Source organism: Mycobacterium sp. NGS45 (assembly GCF_059812645.1).
Map to the genome: position 1 here is coordinate 119,519 of NZ_JCALDB010000004.1, position 14,596 is coordinate 134,114.

Annotated in this window: 14 protein-coding genes; 12 read left to right on the forward strand and 2 right to left on the reverse strand. The window is 69.5% G+C overall.

Annotated features, from left to right (window positions below):
• The 11 genes from ftsW (at nucleotide 1) to AC5Y3P_RS05700 (ending at nucleotide 10,954) form a co-directional block, all read left to right on the forward strand.
• Nucleotides 1-1,791 (forward strand): putative lipid II flippase FtsW, encoded by a 1,791-nt coding sequence (gene ftsW / locus AC5Y3P_RS05650; RefSeq protein WP_500044905.1) that lies wholly within the window; start codon nucleotides 1-3, stop codon nucleotides 1,789-1,791.
• Nucleotides 1,788-2,915, forward strand: a complete 1,128-nt coding sequence (gene murG / locus AC5Y3P_RS05655) for an undecaprenyldiphospho-muramoylpentapeptide beta-N-acetylglucosaminyltransferase (protein WP_500044906.1) — start codon at nucleotides 1,788-1,790, stop codon at nucleotides 2,913-2,915. The genes ftsW and murG overlap by 4 nt, the downstream gene beginning before the upstream one ends.
• Entirely contained in the window at nucleotides 2,912-4,369 is a 1,458-nt protein-coding gene (gene murC, locus AC5Y3P_RS05660; RefSeq protein WP_500044907.1) for a UDP-N-acetylmuramate--L-alanine ligase, read from the forward strand. Before murG ends, murC begins: the two co-directional genes overlap by 4 nt.
• Nucleotides 4,363-5,331: a cell division protein FtsQ/DivIB gene (locus AC5Y3P_RS05665; RefSeq protein WP_500044994.1), complete on the forward strand. Its 969-nt coding sequence runs from the start codon at nucleotides 4,363-4,365 to the stop codon at nucleotides 5,329-5,331. The genes murC and AC5Y3P_RS05665 overlap by 7 nt, the downstream gene beginning before the upstream one ends.
• A gap of 230 nt (nucleotides 5,332-5,561) precedes the next feature.
• Entirely contained in the window at nucleotides 5,562-6,728 is a 1,167-nt protein-coding gene (gene ftsZ, locus AC5Y3P_RS05670) for a cell division protein FtsZ (protein WP_500044908.1), read from the forward strand.
• Nucleotides 6,729-6,744: 16 nt separating this feature from the next.
• Nucleotides 6,745-7,458, forward strand: coding sequence for a peptidoglycan editing factor PgeF (pgeF, locus tag AC5Y3P_RS05675; RefSeq protein ID WP_500044909.1), 714 nt, complete (start codon nucleotides 6,745-6,747; stop codon nucleotides 7,456-7,458).
• On the forward strand, nucleotides 7,455-8,195 hold the full coding sequence (locus AC5Y3P_RS05680; RefSeq protein ID WP_500044910.1) for a YggS family pyridoxal phosphate-dependent enzyme: 741 nt from the start codon (nucleotides 7,455-7,457) through the stop codon (nucleotides 8,193-8,195). Before pgeF ends, AC5Y3P_RS05680 begins: the two co-directional genes overlap by 4 nt.
• A 64-nt stretch (nucleotides 8,196-8,259) precedes the next feature.
• Nucleotides 8,260-8,883: a cell division protein SepF gene (locus tag AC5Y3P_RS05685; protein ID WP_500044911.1), complete on the forward strand. Its 624-nt coding sequence runs from the start codon at nucleotides 8,260-8,262 to the stop codon at nucleotides 8,881-8,883.
• A gap of 207 nt (nucleotides 8,884-9,090) precedes the next feature.
• Nucleotides 9,091-9,387: a YggT family protein gene (locus AC5Y3P_RS05690; RefSeq protein WP_500044912.1), complete on the forward strand. Its 297-nt coding sequence runs from the start codon at nucleotides 9,091-9,093 to the stop codon at nucleotides 9,385-9,387.
• Nucleotides 9,388-9,617: 230 nt separating this feature from the next.
• A complete protein-coding gene (gene wag31 / locus AC5Y3P_RS05695; RefSeq protein ID WP_500044913.1) occupies nucleotides 9,618-10,418 on the forward strand; it encodes a DivIVA-like cell division protein Wag31 in 801 nt (266 codons plus the stop codon).
• Nucleotides 10,419-10,480: 62 nt separating this feature from the next.
• The gene (locus AC5Y3P_RS05700; RefSeq protein WP_500044914.1) at nucleotides 10,481-10,954 is read left to right on the forward strand and encodes a hypothetical protein; all 474 of its coding nucleotides are present in this window, start codon (nucleotides 10,481-10,483) and stop codon (nucleotides 10,952-10,954) included.
• On the opposite strand, the gene AC5Y3P_RS05705 is transcribed toward AC5Y3P_RS05700, so the two are convergent.
• Together AC5Y3P_RS05705 and AC5Y3P_RS05710 are read right to left on the reverse strand one after the other, a co-directional pair.
• Nucleotides 10,951-11,592 (reverse strand): phosphoribosyltransferase, encoded by a 642-nt coding sequence (locus AC5Y3P_RS05705; protein ID WP_500044915.1) that lies wholly within the window; start codon nucleotides 11,590-11,592, stop codon nucleotides 10,951-10,953. The two genes, AC5Y3P_RS05700 and AC5Y3P_RS05705, sit on opposite strands and share 4 nt — an antisense overlap.
• A 59-nt stretch (nucleotides 11,593-11,651) precedes the next feature.
• Nucleotides 11,652-12,857: a cytochrome P450 gene (locus AC5Y3P_RS05710; protein WP_500044916.1), complete on the reverse strand. Its 1,206-nt coding sequence runs from the start codon at nucleotides 12,855-12,857 to the stop codon at nucleotides 11,652-11,654.
• A gap of 301 nt (nucleotides 12,858-13,158) precedes the next feature.
• On the opposite strand from AC5Y3P_RS05710, the gene AC5Y3P_RS05715 reads away from it, so the two are divergent.
• Nucleotides 13,159-14,595: a nitrate/nitrite transporter gene (locus AC5Y3P_RS05715; protein ID WP_500044917.1), complete on the forward strand. Its 1,437-nt coding sequence runs from the start codon at nucleotides 13,159-13,161 to the stop codon at nucleotides 14,593-14,595.
• The last annotated feature ends 1 nt before the right edge of the window (nucleotide 14,596 follow it).

A 14,596-nucleotide genomic window follows, 5' to 3' on the forward strand; every position in this document is an offset into this window, starting at 1 on the left:
ATGGCGAACATCGCGACCCGGGCCTGGCGTCGGCGGCGGGCCGCCGGCGACGATGCCACCCCGACCGAGGCCAAGGACACCTCGGCCGGCCAGCCGGCCGCAGAACAAGGCGACGAATCGGCCGGCGAGGCGGCCAAGGGCTCGGCCAAGACCGCGACCGCAGCCGCGCTGCCCACGGCCGAAAAGGACGGGCCGCGTACCCGGTTCGGCGCCTGGTTGGGTAAGCCGCTGACGTCGTTCCACCTGATCGTCGCGGTGGCCTCACTGCTGGTGACCCTCGGCCTGATCATGGTGCTGTCGGCCTCCGGTGTGCATTCCTACGACGCCGACGGCTCGCCCTGGACCATCTTCGCCAAACAGGTGCTCTGGACCGTCATCGGGCTGATCGCGTTCTACATCGCGGTGCGGATCCGGGTTGCGACGTTGCGCCGGTTGGCCTTTCCGGCGTTTGCCCTGACCATCGTGTTGCTGATTCTGGTGTTGATCCCCGGTATCGGCACCGAGGCCAACGGATCCCGGGGCTGGTTCGTGGTCGCCGGGTTCTCCATGCAGCCCTCGGAGCTGGCCAAGATCGCGTTCGCGATCTGGGGTGCCCAGTTGCTGGCGGCCCGCCGGATGGAACGCGCGTCGCTGCGCGAGATGCTGATCCCGCTGCTGCCGGCCGCGGTGATCGCGCTGGCCCTGATCGTGCTGCAGCCCGACCTCGGGCAGACGGTGTCGCTGGGCATCATCTTGCTGGCGCTGCTGTGGTACGCGGGCCTGCCGCTGCGGGTCTTCTTGACCTCGCTGTTCTCGGTGTTCGTCGCGGGTGCGGTGCTGGCGGTGTCGGAGGGTTACCGCAGCGCCCGGGTGCAGTCCTGGCTGGACCCGTCGGCCGACGCGCAGGGTTCGGGCTATCAGGCCCGGCAGGCCAAGTTTGCGCTGGCCAACGGGGGTGTGTTCGGCGACGGGCTGGGCCAGGGCACCGCGAAGTGGAACTACCTGCCCAACGCGCACAACGACTTCATCTTCGCGATCATCGGCGAGGAACTCGGCTTCGTCGGCGCGTTCGCGTTGCTGTGCCTGTTCGGCCTGTTCGCCTACACCGGGATGCGGATCGCGGCGCGCAGTGCGGACCCGTTCCTGCGGTTGCTGACCGCGACGGCCACGTTGTGGATCCTGGGACAGGCGTTCATCAATGTCGGCTACGTGATCGGTTTGCTGCCGGTGACCGGACTGCAGCTGCCCTTGATCTCGGCCGGCGGCACGTCGACGGCCACCACGCTGTTCATGATCGGTGTGATGGCCAACGCGGCCCGCCACGAACCCGACGCGGTGGCCGCGTTGCGGGCCGGCCGCGACGACCGGATGAACCGTCTGTTGCGGCTGCCGTTGCCCGAGCCCTACACGCCGAGCCGGGTCGAGGCACTCCGGGACCGGTTGCGCTCCAAGTCCGGTGCGTCGTCGAGCAAATCGGCCAAGTCGGCCAAAGCCGCGAGCAAATCGGCCAAGCCCAAGTCGGCCAAGGCGGCGTCGGCCAAGACCAAATCGCCCAAGGCGGCGTCCGGACGGACCCGGGCCGGTCAGCCCGCCAAGCCGACCGGCTCGACCCGCGCCTCGACCGGCCGCGGCACCCGGGCGGCGGCCTCGACCCCGCGCGCGGCCGCCGGTCGCCGACCCGCCAAGATCTATGCCGCTGACCGGGGCGCGCGCCGCGCGGTGCATCATGGAGACGATCAGCGCGCCCGGGCCGGCCACGGCTCCGAGCGCGCGAGCCGAACCAGAGCACGGGAAGGTCAGCGTTACGGGTGAGCGACTCGTTTTCGGTGGTTCTCGCCGGCGGCGGCACGGCCGGCCACATCGAACCGGCGATGGCGGTGGCGGACGCCCTCAAGGCGCTGGACCCGCAGGTGCGCGTCACCGCGTTGGGCACCGAACGCGGCCTGGAGACCAAACTGGTTCCGGAGCGCGGTTACCCGCTGGAACTGGTCACGCCGGTTCCGTTGCCGCGCAAGCTGAACGCTGACCTGGCCCGGTTACCGCTGCGGGTGCGCCGATCGGTCCGCGAAACCCGCAGTGTGCTGCGCCGGGTGCAGGCCGACGTGGTGATCGGCTTCGGCGGCTACGTCGCCGTCCCGGCCTATCTGGCCGCGCGCGGCGGCGCGCTGCGCCGGCACCGGGTTCCGGTGGTGGTGCACGAGGCCAACGCGCGTGCCGGCATCGCCAACCGGCTCGGCGCCCGCGGTGCGGCCCGGGTGCTGGCGGCGGTACCCGACTCCGGTCTGCGCGACGCCGACGTGGTCGGGGTGCCGGTGCGGTCCAGCATCACCAGTCTGGACCGGGCGGCGCTGCGCGCCGAGGCGCGCGCGCACTTCGGTTTCTCCGACGACGCCCTGGTGCTGCTGGTCTTCGGCGGTTCCCAGGGCGCGGTGTCGGTCAACCGGGCCGTGAGCGGGGCCGCCGACGCGCTGGCCGCGCGCAAGATCGCGGTGCTGCACGCGCACGGTCCGAAGAACACGTTGGAGCTGCGCACGCCGGCACCCGGCGACTCGCCGTACGTCGCGGTGCCGTACCTGAACCGGATGGATTTGGCGTACGCGGCGGCCGATCTGGCGATCTGCCGCTCCGGTGCGATGACGGTGGCCGAGGTGTCGGCGGTCGGGCTACCCGCGGTGTACGTGCCGCTGCCGATCGGCAATGGCGAACAGCGGCTCAACGCGCTGCCGGTGGTCGAGGCCGGCGGCGGCCTGCTGGTCGCCGACGCCGATCTGACCCCGGACTACGTCGGGCGCACGGTTGCCGACCTGATGACCGACGCGCCCCGACTGGCCGCGATGACCGCGGCGGCGGCCCGGGTCGGGCACCGCGACGCGGCCCGCGCGGTGGCCGCGGCCGCACTCGAAGTCGCTGCCGCGGCAAGGGCGGGCCGCAAGTGAACACCGAGTTGCCCGCGGATCTGACCCGGGTCCACATGGTCGGCATCGGCGGTGCCGGGATGTCCGGGATCGCCCGCATCCTGCTGGACCGCGGTGCCCTGGTCTCCGGTTCGGATGCCAAGGAGTCGCGCGGTGTGGTGGCGCTGCGCGCCGCAGGTGCCCAGATCAACATCGGGCACGACGCGGCGGCGCTGGACCTGCTGCCCGGCGGGCCGACCGCGGTGATCACCACGCACGCCGCGATCCCGAAGACCAACCCGGAACTGGTCGAGGCGCGTCGGCGCGGTATCCCGGTGGTGCTGCGTCCGGTGGTGCTGGCCAAACTGATGGCCGGGCACACCACGGTGATGGTGACCGGCACGCACGGCAAGACCACCACCACCTCGATGCTGGTGGTGGCGCTGCAGCACGCCGGCGCCGATCCGTCCTTCGCGGTCGGCGGCGACCTGGGCGAGGCCGGCACCAACGCGCACCACGGCAGCGGGCGCTGCTTCGTGGCCGAGGCCGACGAGAGTGACGGCTCGCTGCTGGAATACCGCCCCGACGTCGCGGTGGTGACCAACATCGAATCCGATCACCTGGACCACTTCGGCAGCCCCGAGGCGTATGGCGCGGTGTTCGACGCGTTCGTGGAACGGATCGCACCGGGCGGCGCGCTGGTGGTGTGCACCGACGATCCGGGTGCGGCCGCGCTGGCCGACCGCGCCGGTGAACTCGGGGTGCGGGTGCTGGCCTACGGTTCGCCGGGGGAGCGGCCGCTGGCCGGGACGTTGTTGAGTTGGCAGCAGCAGGGCACCGGCGCGGTGGCCGAGGTGCAGTTGGCCGGCGAACCGGTGCCGCGCGCGCTGCGGTTGTCGGTGCCCGGCCGGCACATGGCGCTCAATGCGTTGGCGGCGCTGCTGGCCGCGGTCGAAGCCGGGGCTCCGGTCGCCGACGTGCTCGACGGGCTGGCCGGCTTCGAAGGTGTGCGCCGCAGGTTCGAGCTGATCGGCACCACCGAGGGGGTGCGGGTCTTCGACGACTACGCACACCACCCGACCGAGGTGCGCGCGGTGCTCTCGGCGCTGCGCACCGTGACCGAACAAAGTGGCGGCGGCCGCACTTTGGTGGTGTTCCAGCCGCACTTGTATTCCCGGACAAAGGCTTTCGCCAAGGAGTTCGGCGACGCGTTGTCGCTGGCGGACCGCGCCGTGGTGCTCGACGTGTACGCCGCCCGCGAACAACCGATCGCCGGGATCAGCGGCGCGACGGTGGCCGAACACGTCCGGGTGCCGGTGCGCTACCTGCCGGATTTCTCGGCCGTCGCGCGCACCGTGGCCGAACTGGCCCAGCCCGGCGACGTGGTGGTCACCATGGGGGCCGGCGACGTCACCATGCTGGGACCCGAGATCCTGTCCGCCGTGACCGCCCGGGCCAGCCGGGGCCAGCCCGGTCGGCCCGGGGCGTCCTGGTGACCTCGCCGGACGGGCCCGCCGGGCCCGAGGATCCCGACCGCGCGACAACACCGCCGGACTCCGACGCACCCGATCCCGAGTCCGCCCCACCGGCCGACGCCGCCGAGGCCGCTGAGGCCGCAGAACCCGAAGCCGAGGAGACCGCCTTCGAGGGCCCGCGCCGGCGGGCCCGCCGGGAGCGCGAACAGCGGCGCGAGGCCCAACAACGCGCCCGGGCGCTGGCCGACGCCCAACTCGAGGCCAAGCGCCGGGCCCGCGGCGGTACCGGAACCGACGGCAAACCCGCCGCCCGCGGCACGGTCGGCGGCTTGAAGATGCTGGTGTTGTCGGTGCTGCTGGCGCTCGGGTTGCTCGGGCTCGGACTGGTGCTGTACTTCACGCCGCTGATGTCGGTGCGCAACGTGGTGGTGGTCGGGACCGCAGCGGTGACCAACGAGGAAGTGCTGGAGGCCGCGCAGGTCGTGGTCGGCACACCGCTGCTGCAGATCGACACCGGCGGGGTGGCTAACCGGGTGGCAGCCATCCGGCCGGTGGCCAGCGCACGGGTGCAGCGGGAGTACCCGTCCGCCCTGCGGATCACGGTGACCGAGCGGATTCCGGTGGCGGTCAAGGATTTTCCCGAGGGATCCCGGCTCTACGACGCCGACGGCGTGGACTTCACCATCCCGGCCCCGCCACCCAACCTGCCCTACCTGGACGTCGAGTCGCCGGGCCCGGCAGATCCGGCCACCCGGGCCGCGCTGGATGTGCTGACCTCGCTGCGCCCGGAGGTGGCCGGTCAGGTCGGCCGGGTCGGTGCCACCTCGGTGGCCTCGGTGACCCTCACGCTCACCGACGGGCGGGTGGTGGTGTGGGGGACCAATGAGCGCACCGAGGAGAAGGCCGAGAAACTCGCGGCGCTGCTGACTCAACCGGGCCACACCTACGACGTGTCCAGCCCGGACCTGCCCACGGTCAAGTAGCTGGATCCGGCTGACTGGCGGTGACCGGCGGTCGGACTGGCAGCGACGGTGGCGAAATTCGCCCGCGACTCACCGGCGCGCCTGCCGGGCGGACCGGGTTGGCGGCCATACGGTTCTGTTTACGCGGAGCTACTTGACATAACTCTAAGCCTATGGTTGAGGTTGAGGGTTTGCCATCAAGGGTTCGGCGGCCGTTCCACCAGACAACCGATCCATTGGGAGGAAGACCGATGACCCCCCCGCACAACTACCTCGCCGTCATCAAGGTGGTCGGCATCGGCGGCGGCGGCGTCAACGCCGTCAACCGCATGATCGAACAAGGCCTCAAGGGCGTGGAGTTCATCGCGATCAACACCGATGCCCAGGCCCTGCTGATGAGCGATGCCGACGTCAAGCTCGACGTCGGTCGCGAATCCACCCGTGGTTTGGGTGCCGGCGCCGATCCCGAGGTCGGCCGCAAGGCCGCCGAGGACGCCAAGGACGAGATCGAGGAGCTGCTCCGCGGCGCCGACATGGTCTTCGTCACGGCCGGCGAAGGCGGCGGCACCGGCACCGGCGGTGCGCCGGTGGTCGCGTCGATCGCCCGCAAGCTCGGTGCCCTCACCGTCGGTGTGGTGACCCGCCCGTTCTCGTTCGAGGGCAAGCGGCGGTCCAACCAGGCCGAGAACGGGATCCAGGCGCTGCGCGAAAGCTGCGACACCCTGATCGTGATCCCGAACGACCGGCTGCTGCAGATGGGCGACGCCGCCGTCTCGCTGATGGACGCCTTCCGCAGTGCCGACGAAGTGCTGCTCAACGGCGTGCAGGGGATCACCGACCTGATCACCACACCGGGTCTGATCAATGTCGACTTCGCCGACGTCAAGGGCGTGATGAGCGGAGCCGGCACGGCCCTGATGGGTATCGGTGCCTCGCGTGGCGACGGGCGCGCGCTCAAGGCCGCCGAGATGGCGATCAACTCGCCGCTGCTGGAGGCCTCGATGGACGGTGCGCAGGGCGTGCTGTTGTCCGTGGCCGGCGGCAGCGACCTGGGCCTGTTCGAGATCAACGAGGCCGCTTCGCTGGTGCAGGAGGCCGCGCATCCGGAAGCCAACATCATCTTCGGCACCGTGATCGACGACTCGCTGGGCGACGAGGTCCGGGTCACCGTGATCGCGGCCGGCTTCGAAACCGGTGCGGCCGGCCGCAAGCCGGTGGTAGCGCCCGGGGGCCAGGCGCCGGCCACCCCGCCGATCGCCTCGGGTCAGGCCGGCCGGGTCAGTACCTCGCTGTTCGACCCGGCCGACGCCGCCAGCGTCCCGGCACCCACCAACGGGGCCACGGTCCGGGTCGGCGGCGGACGGGACGACGGTATCGACGACGACGACGTCGACGTGCCGCCGTTCATGCGCCACTGATCGGCCGGGGTGCGCCGTGAGCGTTCGCATCCGGCGCGTGACGACCACCCGGGCGGGTGGCGTGTCGGCGCCGCCGTACGACTCCTTCAACCTCGGCGACCACGTCGGCGATGACCCGGCGGCCGTGGCGGCCAACCGTCGTCGGCTGGCCGAGGCGATCGGCCTGGGTGCCGACCGCTTGGTGTGGATGAACCAGGTGCACGGCACCCGGGTGGAAGTCGTTGACGCGGCCCCGCCGGACGGCCGGGCCGTCGAGGCCACCGACGCGCTCCTGACCACCACGCCGCGGCTGGCGCTGGTGGTGGTGACCGCCGATTGCGTACCGGTATTGCTCGCCGATGCCCGGGCCGGGGTGGTGGCCGCAGTGCATGCCGGCCGAGTGGGTGCACAAAACGGCGTGGTGCCGGCCACCGTGGCGGCGATGGAAAAAGTCGGCGCGCACGTCGGCGACGTTTCGGCGCTGCTCGGTCCCGCGGTCAGCGGAGTCAACTACGAGGTACCCGCGGCGATGGCCGACGAGGTCGAGGCCGCGCTGCCGGGCAGCCGGGTGCGGACCGCCAAGGGCACCCCGGGTCTGGACCTGCGGGCCGGAATCGCCCGTCAGCTCAAGGATTTGGGGGTCACCGCGATCGACGTCGACCCGCGCTGCACGGTTGCCGACCCTGAGCTGTTCAGCCACCGGCGTGGTGCGCCAACCGGCCGACTGGCCTCGGTGGTGTGGATGGAATGACGGAATTCGATGCACGCAGAATTGAATTGGATCGTGCATTGACCGCTGTCCGAAATCGTTTGTCGAATGCCGCAGAAATGGCCGACCGCAAAGTCGAAGACATTCAACTTCTGCCCATTACCAAATTCTTTCCGGCAACCGATGTGGAAATTCTGTATGGCTTGGGTTGTCGGGCGTTCGGTGAGTCGCGGGATCAAGAGGCCGCGGCCAAGGTGGTCGAACTCGGCGGCCGGTTGGGATCGGTGGCCTGGCACATGGTGGGGCAGATCCAGCGCAACAAGGCCCGCTCGATTGCCCGCTGGGCGCACACCGTGCACTCGGTGAGCACACCCCGCGTGATCGTGGCGCTGGATCGGGCGGTCGGCGCGGCGCTGTCGGCGGGCGAGCGCACCGAACCGCTGGCGGTCTACCTGCAACTCAGCCTGGACGGCGACACCACGCGCGGCGGTGTGCCGATCGAGGACACCGCGGCCATCGACGCGCTGATCGCCCAGGTCGAGGAAGCCGAGGCGCTGCGCTTCGTCGGGTTAATGGGGATTCCGCCGCGCGCCGCCGATCCCGAGCGGGCGTTCGCGCGGCTGGCCGCAGAACACCGTCGGGCACAACAGCGCTGGTCGCGGCCGTTGGGGTTGTCGGCGGGCATGACTTCGGATCTGGAAATTGCCGTCAAACATGGTTCGACATGTGTGCGTGTCGGTACCGCGGTTCTGGGATCGCGACCGCTAACGTCACCGTGAGTAGTCACTCTAGTCACATCTTCATCACAGGCATCAGAAAGCTCGCTCGAGAAGGGTCCAAGCGATGAGCGCACTGCACAAGGTCAAGGCCTACTTCGGGATGGCTCCGTTGGAGGACTACGAGGACGAGTACTACGACGACCACCCCGGCGCTCGCGCGGCCTACCCGCGGCGGGACCGCTTCGACGACGGATATGAGCGCCCGCGCTACCCGGAGCGGGGAATCGAATACGACGAGGAAGCCGAGTACGCGGGTGCCTACCGCGGTGGCTATGCCGACGAATCTCGTTTCCGCACACCCGAATTCGAGCGTCCCGCGCCGGCGCGGCTGGGGGCGATGCGGACCGCTGGCACCCGCGGATCGCTGGCGATGGACCCGCGCCGGATGGCCGAGTTGTTCGAGGCCGGCAGCCCGCTGTCCAAGATCACCACGCTGCGGCCCAAGGACTACAGCGAGGCCCGCACCATCGGTGAGCGGTTCCGCGACGGAACGCCGGTGATCATGGACCTGGTGTCGATGGACAACGCCGACGCCAAGCGACTGGTGGACTTCGCCGCGGGCTTGGCGTTCGCGCTGCGCGGCTCGTTCGACAAGGTCGCCACCAAGGTGTTCCTGCTCTCGCCGGCCGACGTCGAGGTGAGCCCGGAAGAGCGTCGTCGGATGGCCGAGGCCGGCTTCTACTCCTGAGGGTCCCGGTCCTCGGTCTCTTGCTGAGCCCCTGCCGGGTCCCCAGCTGATCCTCCCGTCTGACCTGCATGCGGCCCGTTCCGTGGCCGAACAAGATCACGCCGGTGCGCATCGGTAGGCTGGCGAGCGCCACGCACCAGCGGGCCGGGGCGCTGCGATCCAGTCGGTGGCAGCACCCGCATCTTCTTGACGATAGGTCTTCTGCAGGTGAAGGAATTCTTCGCGATCCTGAGCTTCGCGCTGTTCGTCTTCTGGCTGCTGCTGATCGCCCGTATCGTGGTGGAGTTCATCCGGTCGGTCAGCCGCGACTGGCGGCCGCGTGGCTTCACCGTCGTGATCCTGGAACTGATCATGACGATCACCGATCCGCCGGTGAAGTTGCTGCGCAGGCTGATTCCGTCGCTGACCATCGGCTCCATCCGCCTCGACCTCTCGATCATGGTGCTGTTGGTGGTGGTGTTCATCGGTCATTCAATGGCTCTCGACGTCGCGACGGCGCCGTAGTCGCCCGCTCGCCAGGCATGCCATTGGGCAGGTAGTGGGTATTTGAGTGATCAAACTCGACCACCCAGAGTTTGAAATCCACTCTTAAATTCTTAAATATCCGGGCTCGCCCGCAACCGACGGTTCTGGTGTGACAGGATGGACGCCAGTTACAACTTGGCTACCAACTTGGTCTATCTTCTAAACTTGCCAGACCGGTCCGATCCGTCCGAGACGCGAGGGGGCAGACAATGCCGCTTACACCAGCCGACGTCCACAATGTGGCGTTCAGCAAGCCGCCGATTGGCAAGCGCGGCTACAACGAGGACGAGGTCGATGCCTTCCTCGACCTGGTGGAGAACGAGCTGACCCGCCTCATCGAGGAGAACGCCGATCTGCGCCAGCGGGTCGCCGAACTCGATCAGGAACTGGCCAGCGCCCGCGCCGGTGGCGGTGGGCAGGCTCCGCAGGCCGTGCCGCTGTATCAGCCCGAGCCCGAACCCGAGCCGGTCTACGAGGCCCCGGCCCCGGTGGCGGCGGCCGCTCCCAGCGGCGAAGAGGCACACGTCAAGGCCGCCAAGGTACTGGCGCTGGCGCAGGACACCGCTGATCGGCTGACCGGTACCGCCCGGGCCGAGTCCGAGAAGCTGCTGGCCGATGCCCGGGCCAACGCCGACGCGATGGTCAGCGAAGCCAAGGCCACCGCCGAGTCCACCGTGGCCGACGCGCGGGCGCGCGCTGATGCCATGTTGGCCGACGCGCAGAACCGTTCGGAGACCCAGCTGCGGCAGGCCCAGGAGAAGGCCGATGCGCTGCAGGCCGACGCCGAACGCAAGCATTCCGAGATCATGGGCACCATCAATCAGCAGCGCACCGTGCTGGAAGGCCGGCTCGAGCAGCTGCGCACCTTCGAGCGCGAGTACCGCACCCGGCTCAAGACCTATCTGGAATCCCAGCTCGAAGAGCTCGGCCAGCGTGGCTCGGCCGCGCCGGTGGATTCCGGTGCCGGCAGCGAAGGCGGTTTCGGCCAGTTCAACCGGGGCAACAACTAGTTCGGCGATCCGCGCGAGTGCCCGCGGGGCCAATGCGTGATCCGGCGAGGAGGCTGCCTTAGATGTTGATCGTCGCTTTGGTCTTGGCCGTCATCGGCCTGGCTGCGTTGGTGGCGGCCGTGGTCACCAGCAACGAGTTGGTCGCCTGGGTCTGCATCGGCGCCAGCGTCCTGGGTGTGATCCTGTTGATCGTCGACGCCATTCGGGAGCGTCAGCGCGGTCTGGGCGCCCAACCCGCGGTCGGTGCCGACGACGACGTCGTCGAGCAGGACGAGCCGAGTGCGTCGGCCGACGCCATCGATGAGACCTATCAGAACTTCGACGCCGAGTATCCGGAGTCCGACGAGGAGGTCGAGGCCGCCGAGGCTGCCGCGACAGACGCACCGGAGGCGGCCGACGATGCGGAAGCGGCGGCTGCCGAGGTCGGAGCGGCTGAAGTCGAAGCCATCGGCGACGACGCGGAACCGACCGAAACGGCCGAGTCCACCGAAACGGCTGAGTCCACCGAAGCCGAGTCCGACGCCGAGAAGCCCTAGGGGTGCCGCTGCAGCGCGCGGCGCACCTCGTCGTCGTTGACCTGGTGGAAATCGACGTAGTGCATACCCACCGCGACGAACCCGTCGATCAGTTGCGGACACACGAAATCCTCTGAGACATCGGTGAATTCGGTGGCCGCGCTGCGCGGTGCGGTCGGCACCGCAACGATCACCCGAGCCGCTCCGGCATCCCGGGCGTCCAGCGCGGCGACCCGCATGGTCGCGCCGGTGGCCACGCCGTCGTCGACCAGGACCGCGGTCCGGCCAACCAGCGGCTCGGCCGGGCGACCCGCGCGGTAGACCTGTTCGCGGCGGGCCAGTTCGGCGCGTTCGTTTTCGATCACCTCATCGAGGTGATGTCGGGGCACCTCGAGCGAGGCCACCAAACCCTCGTTGAGCAGCACGCGCTCCGCACTGATGGCACCGATTGCGAGTTCGCGGTGCCCGGGCGCCCCGAGCTTGCGGACTACGGCGACGTCCAGCGGCGCCTGCAGCGTCGCCGCCACCTCGGCGGCTACCGGCAGGCCACCGCGGGCCAGGCCCAGCACCACCGGGTCGGCATCGGGCGCCAGGACCCGCGCCACGGCGGGTCCCAGCACCCGGCCCGCCTCGCGGCGATTGGCGTAACGGTGGTGCATGCGTCGATTCTCCCGCAAACGGCTTGCGTGCTGCCCGGAAGCGCCGATCCCGCCGGCGTTCACGCCGCCGCGAACTCGACCGGTAGCCGCAGCGGCCCGGTGACACCGCCCAGCGGACGCCACGGGCGCCCACCGCCGGTGTGCGGTGCGGTCGGGATGCGTCTGGTGATCGCGACCAGCGCCTCGACCAGCTCGATCCGGGCCAAATGCGCGCCCAGGCAGTAGTGCACACCGCCGCCGAAGGTGAGCAGTCCCGGCGTGCCCTGCCGGGTGATGTCGAGCCGGTCCGGGTCGGGATAGACCGCCGGATCGCGGTTGGCCGCGGCAGTGTTGCCGATCACCAGGCTGCCGGCCGGGATCGGCACCCCGGCCACCTCGACATCCTCGGTGGCCACCCGAAGCGTTGCGAACGCAATTGGACTGTGCCGCACCAGTTCTTCGACGGCATTCGGTGCCAACTCGGGGTGGGCCGCCAACAGTTCCCACTGGTCGGGGTGCGCGGCCAAGGCTTCGACCGCGGCGGCCAGCTGGTTGCGGGTGGTGTCGGTGCCGGCCATCAGCAGACCGCCGGCCAACATCAGCAGCTCGTCGTGGTCCAAGTGGTCGCCGTCGACCTCGGCCCGGATCAGGGCCGAGAGCAGATCGTCGTCGAGCCGGTCTCGGCGCTCGGCGACCATGCCGTCGATGTAGTCGTCCAGCTCGGCCCAGGAGCGCAGGATCTCCGGTGCGGCACTGGTGACGTCCCAGCTGAACAACCGCAGCACATCGTCGGCCCAGTCGGAGAACAGTTGCCAGTCTTGGGCCGGCACGCCCAGCAGCGCACAGATGATCGGGATCGGGTAGGGCCGTGAGATGTCGGTGACGACGTCGCAGTGCCCGGCTTCGATGCACGGGGTCAGCAGCGCGTCGATCACCTCGGCGCACGCGGTGCGCATGGTGTCCGCCGAACGCGGTGTGAACGCCTTGGCCACCAGGCGCCGCAGTCGGGTGTGCGCGGCGCCGTCCAGGCACAGCAGGCTGCTCACCGCGCGGTCCCACAGCGGGCCCGAGGTGATGCCCTGCGCCGGCAGTCCGAAACCCTTGGGCACGACAAAGCGGTTGTCCCGCAACACCGTACGCACCAGATCATAGGTCAGCAGCTCCGGCCCGTGCGGCCCCAGCGCGATCGGTGAGACCGCGCGGGCCGCAGCGAACATTGCGTGTGCGTCGTCGGGATCGTCGAGGGTGTCGTAGCCGATCTGCGGCAGTTCGATGGTGGCGGTCATGGCAGTCTCCTCGGCTAGCTGTGCTGCTCCGAGAGTGCGCGGCAGCAGTGGCTCACCACACGCGTAGTGCACTACCTCCGTTGCCTGAGAAGGACACCCGAAACCGTGCTTGTTTCAAGCGTGTTTCGGCCTCGAGACGGTGCTGAATCAGTTTGCTCGCGGTCTCACCGTGCCTCGGGCCGACCTGTGAGGGGCAATTGACAAGGCGGTCATCGTCGCGCAATTGATGCGGAATGGCCGATCCGTACATCTATGTGCAGGTTCAACTCGCAGCACGCGACCACTATCGGAAGGCCCGAGCATGCCGACACTGGCACTACGCAGGAACCGCGACATCGAGGCATGGGATGCCGAGGACGTCGACGCCTGGGAGGGCACGAACGGCCGGCCGGCCGGCAAGGACATCGCCAAGCGCAATCTGATCTGGTCGATCGTCGCCGAGCACGTCGGTTTCTCGATCTGGTCGATCTGGTCGGTGATGGTGCTGTTCATGCCGCAGGACGTCTACGGCATCGACGCCGCGGGCAAGTTCTACCTGGTCGCGGTGCCCACCCTGGTGGGCGCGTTCATGCGGATTCCCTACACCGTGGCCCCGGCCCGCTTCGGGGGCCGCAACTGGACCGTGGTGAGCGCGTTGCTGCTGCTCATCCCGACCGCTCTGACCTGGTATTTCATGGAGAACCCGACCACCTACACCACGTATCTGGTGGTCGCGGCGTTCGCCGGTTTCGGTGGCGGCAACTTCGCCTCCTCGATGACCAACATCAATGCGTTCTATCCGCAGCGGCTCAAGGGCTGGGCGTTGGGGCTGAACGCCGGCGGCGGCAACATCGGGGTGCCGGTGATCCAGCTGCTGGGTCTGTTGGTCATCGCGGCCGTCGGCAACACCCGCCCCGAGATCGTCTGCGCCATCTACCTGGTGGCGATCGGGCTGGCCGCGCTGGGCGCCGCGCTGTACATGGACAACCTGCGCAACCAGCGGTCGAACATGGGCGCGTTGCTCGAAGCCCTGCGGTTCCGGCACTCCTGGGTGATGAGCTTCCTCTACATCGGCACGTTCGGCTCGTTCATCGGCTTCTCGTTCGCATTCGGCCAGGTGCTGCAGATCAACTTCCTGGCCGGCGGTGACAGCGCCGCGGAGGCTTCGCTGCACGCCGCGCAGATCGCCTTCATCGGTCCGCTGCTGGGCTCAATCGCCCGCCCGTACGGCGGCAAGCTCGCCGACCGGATCGGCGGCGGCAAGATCACGCTGTACACGTTCGTGGCGATGATGTTCGCCGCCGGTGTGTTGGTCACCGCCGGAACGCTGGACGACGCGTCCGCCGGTGCGCCCAGCGCCGCGCAGATGGTGGCCTTCGTGGCCGGTTTCATCGCGCTGTTCGTGCTGTCCGGCGTCGGCAACGGCTCGACCTACAAGATGATCCCGTCGATCTTCGAGGCCAAGGCGCAGGGCCGCGACGACCTGGACCGGGCCGGTAAGGCCGAGTGGTCCCGCGCGATGTCGGGCGCCCTGATCGGCTTCGCCGGTGCGGTCGGCGCGCTCGGCGGCGTGTTCATCAACGTGGTGCTGCGGATGTCCTACGTCAGCGACGCCAAATCGGCCACCAACGCGTTCTGGGTGTTCCTGGGCTTCTACGTGGTGTGCGCATTCGTCACCTGGTTGGTGTTCCTGCGGACCCCGCGGGTCACGGCCGCGGACTCCCTCGACGACGGTGCCCCCGTCCCGGCAGCTGGTTGAG